The sequence below is a fragment of the Colwellia sp. 12G3 genome, assembly GCF_002836775.1.
Taxonomy (GTDB): domain Bacteria; phylum Pseudomonadota; class Gammaproteobacteria; order Enterobacterales; family Alteromonadaceae; genus Colwellia.
The window spans coordinates 42,520-48,594 of sequence record NZ_PJAQ01000051.1; the positions used below are offsets into that span (position 1 = coordinate 42,520).

General features: G+C 37.6%; 5 protein-coding genes. 2 read left to right on the plus strand and 3 right to left on the minus strand.

Annotation, left to right across the window (positions count from 1 at the left end; genetic code table 11):
- The first annotated feature begins 1 nt into the window (after window position 1).
- Window positions 2-280, plus strand: a complete 279-nt coding sequence (minE, locus tag CXF71_RS11885) for a cell division topological specificity factor MinE (RefSeq protein WP_101233168.1) — start codon at window positions 2-4, stop codon at window positions 278-280.
- A gap of 136 nt (window positions 281-416) precedes the next feature.
- Here minE and ansA read toward each other — a convergent pair whose 3' ends face one another.
- The gene (gene ansA / locus CXF71_RS11890) at window positions 417-1,430 is read right to left on the minus strand and encodes an asparaginase (protein WP_101233169.1); all 1,014 of its coding nucleotides are present in this window, start codon (window positions 1,428-1,430) and stop codon (window positions 417-419) included.
- A 350-nt stretch (window positions 1,431-1,780) separates the two neighbouring features.
- Entirely contained in the window at window positions 1,781-3,688 is a 1,908-nt protein-coding gene (gene sppA, locus CXF71_RS11895) for a signal peptide peptidase SppA (RefSeq protein ID WP_101233170.1), read from the minus strand.
- A 230-nt stretch (window positions 3,689-3,918) separates the two neighbouring features.
- Here sppA and CXF71_RS11900 point away from each other — a divergent pair, with 230 nt between their 5' ends.
- The gene (locus CXF71_RS11900) at window positions 3,919-4,617 is read left to right on the plus strand and encodes an HvfX family Cu-binding RiPP maturation protein (protein WP_101233171.1); all 699 of its coding nucleotides are present in this window, start codon (window positions 3,919-3,921) and stop codon (window positions 4,615-4,617) included.
- An 87-nt stretch (window positions 4,618-4,704) separates the two neighbouring features.
- Here CXF71_RS11900 and CXF71_RS11905 read toward each other — a convergent pair whose 3' ends face one another.
- Window positions 4,705-5,601, minus strand: coding sequence for a DMT family transporter (locus CXF71_RS11905; RefSeq protein WP_101233172.1), 897 nt, complete (start codon window positions 5,599-5,601; stop codon window positions 4,705-4,707).
- Between the last annotated feature and the right edge of the window lie 474 nt (window positions 5,602-6,075).

Below are 6,075 nucleotides of genomic sequence, written 5' to 3' on the forward strand. Positions count from 1 at the left end.
CATGGCACTATTGGATTATTTTACCCGTAAAAAAGAAAAGCAGGTAACAACGGCTTCTAAAGCCAAGGAGCGCCTGCAAATTATTGTTGCGCATGAGCGTAATAGTAGAAATAAGCAGCCAGATTATTTACCGCAACTCACTGCCGATATTCTTCAGGTATTGCGAAAGTACATTAAAGTCTCTGATGAAAGTTTTTCGATAAATCTAGATAAAAAAGAGGGTGACTTAAACGTATTAGAGCTAAATATTGAATTACATGATGAGCACATTACTGACTAATTTTTCTCGTTAGTATTGGCTATCAAGTTTTAGAGGTTAAATAGAATAAAGAATGAAAATATCTGTTTCCAGCAAGCTGTTTTTGGTGTTTTCATTCTTTATCTATTGTTTACTTATCAACTATCAAAGGTAATACTTAGGTAAGTTCGCCACGTAAGCTTATATCCATCTGTTGGCACATTTCATCATAGCTTAAGTTTTTACTTAACAAATAATGTAGCTTGGTTAATGTCGCTTCTAAGGTCATATCATGACCGCTGATCACACCCGTTTCACTTAGCGCATTACCTGTAGCATAACCAGACATGTTAACGGTGCCTTTAATACATTGACTGCAGTTTACCACCACAATACCTTGTTCTTTTGCTTTTCGTAAACAAGAGAGTAATGCCTCGTCTTGTGGCGCATTACCAACGCCATAGCTTCTTAAAATGAGTGCTTTTACCGGTTGTTTGATGACATTTTCAATGACGTCACTGCTTATACCAGGATATAGGTGAACTACGCCAACGGGCTGCGGGGTAATCGTTGAAAGTTGTAACGGTTCAACTTTATCTACCGCTTGTGCGAGCGTACCGGCAACTAACTGAATATTGATACCCGCTTCAAGTAATACCGGCATATTAGGTGAGTCAAAAGCATTGAAACCATCCGCATAAGCTTTAATACAACGGTTACCACGATAGAGTTTGTTATTGAAAAATAAACTTACTTCACTTATGGGATAATTCGCAGCAATGTATAAAGCGTTTAGAACATTGACTTGTCCATCAGAGCGCAGTTGACTCAATGGAATTTGTGAGCCCGTTACAATAACGGGTTTACTTAAGTTTTCGAACATAAAAGATAAGGCTGAACTGGTATACGCCATAGTATCTGTGCCATGTAAAACAACAAAACCGTCGTAGTCATCGTAATTAGCTTTAATATCATCAGCGATGCGTTGCCAATCACTGGGTGTCATGTTTGATGAATCGATTAATGGCTGATACTCACTGATGGTGAAGTCAGGCATTTCACTACGATGAAATTCAGGTAGGGCATTTATAGATTCAGTCAGATGACCTTTAGCAGGAACAAAGCCTTGAGTGCTTTGCATCATACCAATGGTGCCGCCAGTGTAAGCAACGTAAATTCTTTTTTTCAACATAACTTTAACTACTTATTTATTCGATCGTTAATTCGAAAAGCTAATTTGATAGCGATTAGCTTTTATTTATAGGAAATATTATATCCTAGCAAGCAGGAATGTTGCTATAGAACTAAGTAGAATAAACAATGATATACCGTACCAATCAAAGTCCACGCTGAAATATGTATCTTAAATGGTAGCGAGTATATCTTCGATAGGGTGCTTAACAGTGAATAGTTTTATTTTAGCCTTGGGAGTTTACGCTTGTGGGTTAAAGATAAAAAGGTAGTTAATTTCTTAACTACCTTTTTAAATACCACTTCGTAGGATATTTAGTGTTTTATTTTTTGGCTGAGCCTAGTGTTTTTCTAGTTACCGCAGGCAACACATAATGTATAACGGCCTTGAGGATCATTAAACTGGTTCATTTGCTCTACCTCAGTTTTCATCATGCTAAGGAACTGTGACAATGGCTTGTTATTCACCGCATTCGAGGCTAAATCAATAGCCACATGTTCAGGGCTAGTGGTGAATAAGCTAACCAATGATGATGATTTACCAAGTAATTGCTGCATTATTTTATTGCGTGAAGATTGCTCTTTTTCAATCAATAAAGTGTCGTAATGATCCAGTTTTGCTAGCTCTGCTGCGGCGACTACTGCATCCGTTAAATTACCTAGCTCATCAACTAAACCTAGCTCTTTTGCTTTTTTCCCTGACCAGACACGACCTTGAGCTATTGCATCAACTTGTTCTAGGGTCATATTACGATTACTAGCAACTAATTGAATAAACTCTTGGTAACCTCTGTTTATCGATAATTGGAATAAGTTTGCCATACCAGGGGTAAGCGCTTGAGTTGGACCAAAACCAGCAATATCGGTAGTACCGACACCATCTGTGTATACTCCCATTTTGCTTAATGAGTCTTCAAAAGTCATCATCATACCAAAAATACCAATGGATCCTGTGATAGTAGAAGGAGCGGCGAATATTTTATTCGCTGGGGCTGAAATCCAATAACCACCTGACGCAGCATAAGTGCCCATTGAAGCAACAACCGGTTTACCTGCTTTTTTCAGTAATTCAACTTCTTGACGAATAATTTCTGAAGCGTAGGCGCTACCGCCTGGGCTATCAACACGTAAGACTACTGCTTTAACATCATCATTATTTCGTGCTTTACGCAGTAAATTAGCTGTACTGTCACCACCTATAGTACCAGGCTTCTGTGTACCATCTAAAATAGTACCTTTGGCAACAATAATGGCAACTTTATCACTAGCGTGGTTAGATATTTCAGTTGTTTCATTTAAAACTGAGCTGGTTGCAGCGATGTAATCTTGGTAACCAATGTGACTATAGCTATTACCTTTTTTATTCTTTCCGACTAAATCGATCAATTGAGCACGCATTTCTTGGCGCGATTTTAAATGATCAACCCAGTTATTGTTAAGTGCATATTTAGCAAAGCTACTCTCTGCCGCGCTAAATTTAGTGACTAAAACATCAATGTTCTCATCAAAGTTTTCTATGGCAAAACCACGACGTTTTGCTACATCTTCTTTGTATTGCATCCATAAGTCAGCTAACCAAAGTTTGTTGGCTTCTTTAGCGGCATCAGACATGTCATCACGGATAAAAGGTTCAACAGCAGACTTAAATGTGCCAACACGGAAAATGTGCTGATTGATTGATAGTTTTTCTAATGCTGATTTGAAGTACATTTGATAGCGGCCATAACCATCAAGTAACATAAAACCTTGTGGGTTTAACCAAATGTTGTTGGCTGTACTGGCTAAGTAATATTGGTCTTGGGAGAATTGATCACCAAGAGCAATAACTTGTTTGCCTGACTCTTTAAAGTCTTCTATCGCTGCGGCAATGTCTTGTAACTTAGTTAAACCCGCTTTATTCATACCTTGTAGTTGTAAAACTAATATTGCCACCCGATCATCTTTTTTGGCTTTACCAATAACATCAATAATATCGCTGAGCAAAACTTCCGGTTTATCATCCTTTTGTTCCATCGCTTCAGATAAAAAAGCATCCATAGGGTCAACTTCACGTTTTTGTTCTACTACATCACCTACAATATTTAATACTAAAGCCGTTTTTTCGGGGACTTGAAATTGTTCTTCACCACTGGAGAATACGCCAATAAAGGCGAATAATAGTATAAAAAACACTAGGTTTACTATTAATGAGCGTGTAAAGCTTAATACGCTCCAAAGCGAAGAAACGAACCGTTTTATAATGCCTGGATTATTGTTCATAGTTTTATCTTAAATAGGTTTAAATGAAAAATGAGTTTCATGACTATACTACCTTAATGTTTACCAAAACTTAACATCAGGCCTTAGCTAGATTGTAACTATTTATGGTAAATATATTTTTACCGACTATTTATTACAATTACACGGTAACGTGCAAAAAAATTGAAAGACTTTATCGGTACAATCGTTCTTATTATTAATCGTGTTATTTATTTCATAAGACTATGACTATGCAAACGTTACAACATTACTACCAGTGTTTTTTAGTACAGCTTAAAAGCTATGATGGTATTCCTGCCTTATTATTAAGACTATACCTTGCGCCCGTATTTATCATGGCTGGTTTTAGCAAAACACAATTACTTAGCGAAGAGGTTACCGGCTTTAGTGCCTTGATGGCTGATCCTAATATTATTGCTTGGTTTGGTAATAGTGACTGGGGTTTAGGGCTACCTTTTCCCGCATTACTGGCTAATTTGGTCATTATTGTTGAATTCTTTGGCGGTTGGTTATTATTAATTGGTGCGTTCACACGCCTAATTAGTATTCCGCTTATGTTTACCATGATAATCGCCGCAACTTCAGTTCATGCGGAGAATGGTTGGTTTGCGATCACCCCAACGAATAGTGAAATTAGTGCAGCAAATGTTGCTACTTGGCTTGGTGTTGATAGTGCACAAACGAGTCTAGATAACAGTAACGAAACAGCAGAGCGGCTTGAGCGCATGCGTGAAATATTAGCAGAGCATGGCAATACCGAGTGGCTGTATGAAAAGGGCAATATTGTGGTGTTAAATAACGGTATTGAATTTTCTACAACCTATTTTATTATGTTACTCGCGTTGTTTTTTATAGGCGCTGGGCGCTATACCAGTGTTGACCATTACATCGCTAAGCGCTTTTTAATCGTCGAGAGAAGATTTAGTTAGAAAATGTTTCATATGAAATTTAAAGCCGAACGACTCTGAGCGTAGTTCGGCTTTTTTAATAAAAATCATTCATATTATGCTATGAACTTAACGACTGACTTGTTTCTTTTTAAAGCGAGGAAGTAAATGGCCAAAGTGATAAATACTTAAGCCTAATAGCACCATAAACGCACCAACTAGCAGTTTGTCATTAATCACCTCACCATTTAAGACTGCGCCTAAGGTTAGGGCGACAATCGGAGTAATTAACGTAATTAAGGTAACATTGCTTGCTGATAATTTTTGTAACACAGTAAAGTATGCGTAAAAACCAATCAATGAACCAAATACGCCTAAATACAGTGTTGCCCACAGTGACTTTGCTTGCCATGTATCAATCGGTAAACTGCCATCAAGTATTAACCAGCTCAATAAAAATAGCGGCGTAGCAACCGTTAACGAACCCACGGTTGTCGCTAATGGGTGAATTGCCAATGAAACACTTTTGACTAATACACCACTTAAGCTAAAGAAGAATACCGCCAATAAGATAAATACTACGCCGTAAATACCATCATCTGCCAAGTTAAAGTTGTCAGAACAAACCACCGCTAAACCAAACAGTGAAATAGCCATCGAAATTTTTCGAATACCGCTGATCTTAGGCTCCGCTAATATTCTCTTGGCTAATATGGCAGAAATAACCGGCGACAAACCAAACACCAGTGAAATAATGCCGGAGGACAAATAAGTGGCGGCTAGGTATGAGCAGAGCATGCCACCAAAAATTCCTAATGCCGAATAGGCATATAACGTTAATGCTTGTTTGTGCCAAGGAATATTGATTTTTCGAACTTTAATTACGAGTGCGCCTAATACTAAGGCAATAAGCATTCTAAGTAATACCGCTAAACTCGGGTTAATTGATTCGCTACTCCACACTATACCCAATGGGGTGGTAGACCATATTAATAGTACCGCCAAATAGGCAATTGACACTGACATTTTACTCTCCTTGTTTACGTTTAAAATTTAGCTATTATTTTCAGTTTTAAAGTAAGGCAGACAGTTGCGGTTTTTTGTCAGGTAATGATGGGAACAAAAAAGCCGCAAGAGGTAATTTTAGCGGCTTTAAAATTTAACTAATTAATGATTAGATTAACTATTACTTTTCAATGTTCCGCATAGGGTGGCCAATTTATCTGGCGCTTAACTTGCCACAGTCGATTGACCACAAGTTGATAGCTATTAGCTACCGCTTGTAGGTTTCGAGTATTGATCATGGCGAGTAAGGTGCTTTGCATTGTTTAAGTAATCTTATTGCTATTTAAGCTAGTTATTGTTGCGTGTTATTTTACAATTCAGTTACGATTGATACTGGCGGTTGTTCAAAATGAAGTCAAGTATAAATAAGGATTAATCAAGATATTATTATTTAACCTGAACTCTGGATAATGAGTGCTTGATATTTAAGCGAAG

Bases quoted from the DNA above. Each gene is read 5' to 3' on its own strand.
- minE (WP_101233168.1), top strand. From the start codon at position 2: ATGGCACTATTGGATTATTTTACCCGTAAAAAAGAAAAGCAGGTAACA.
- ansA (WP_101233169.1), bottom strand. From the start codon at position 1,430: ATGTTGAAAAAAAGAATTTACGTTGCTTACACTGGCGGCACCATTGGT.
- sppA (WP_101233170.1), bottom strand. From the start codon at position 3,688: ATGAACAATAATCCAGGCATTATAAAACGGTTCGTTTCTTCGCTTTGG.
- CXF71_RS11900 (WP_101233171.1), top strand. From the start codon at position 3,919: ATGCAAACGTTACAACATTACTACCAGTGTTTTTTAGTACAGCTTAAA.
- CXF71_RS11905 (WP_101233172.1), bottom strand. From the start codon at position 5,601: ATGTCAGTGTCAATTGCCTATTTGGCGGTACTATTAATATGGTCTACC.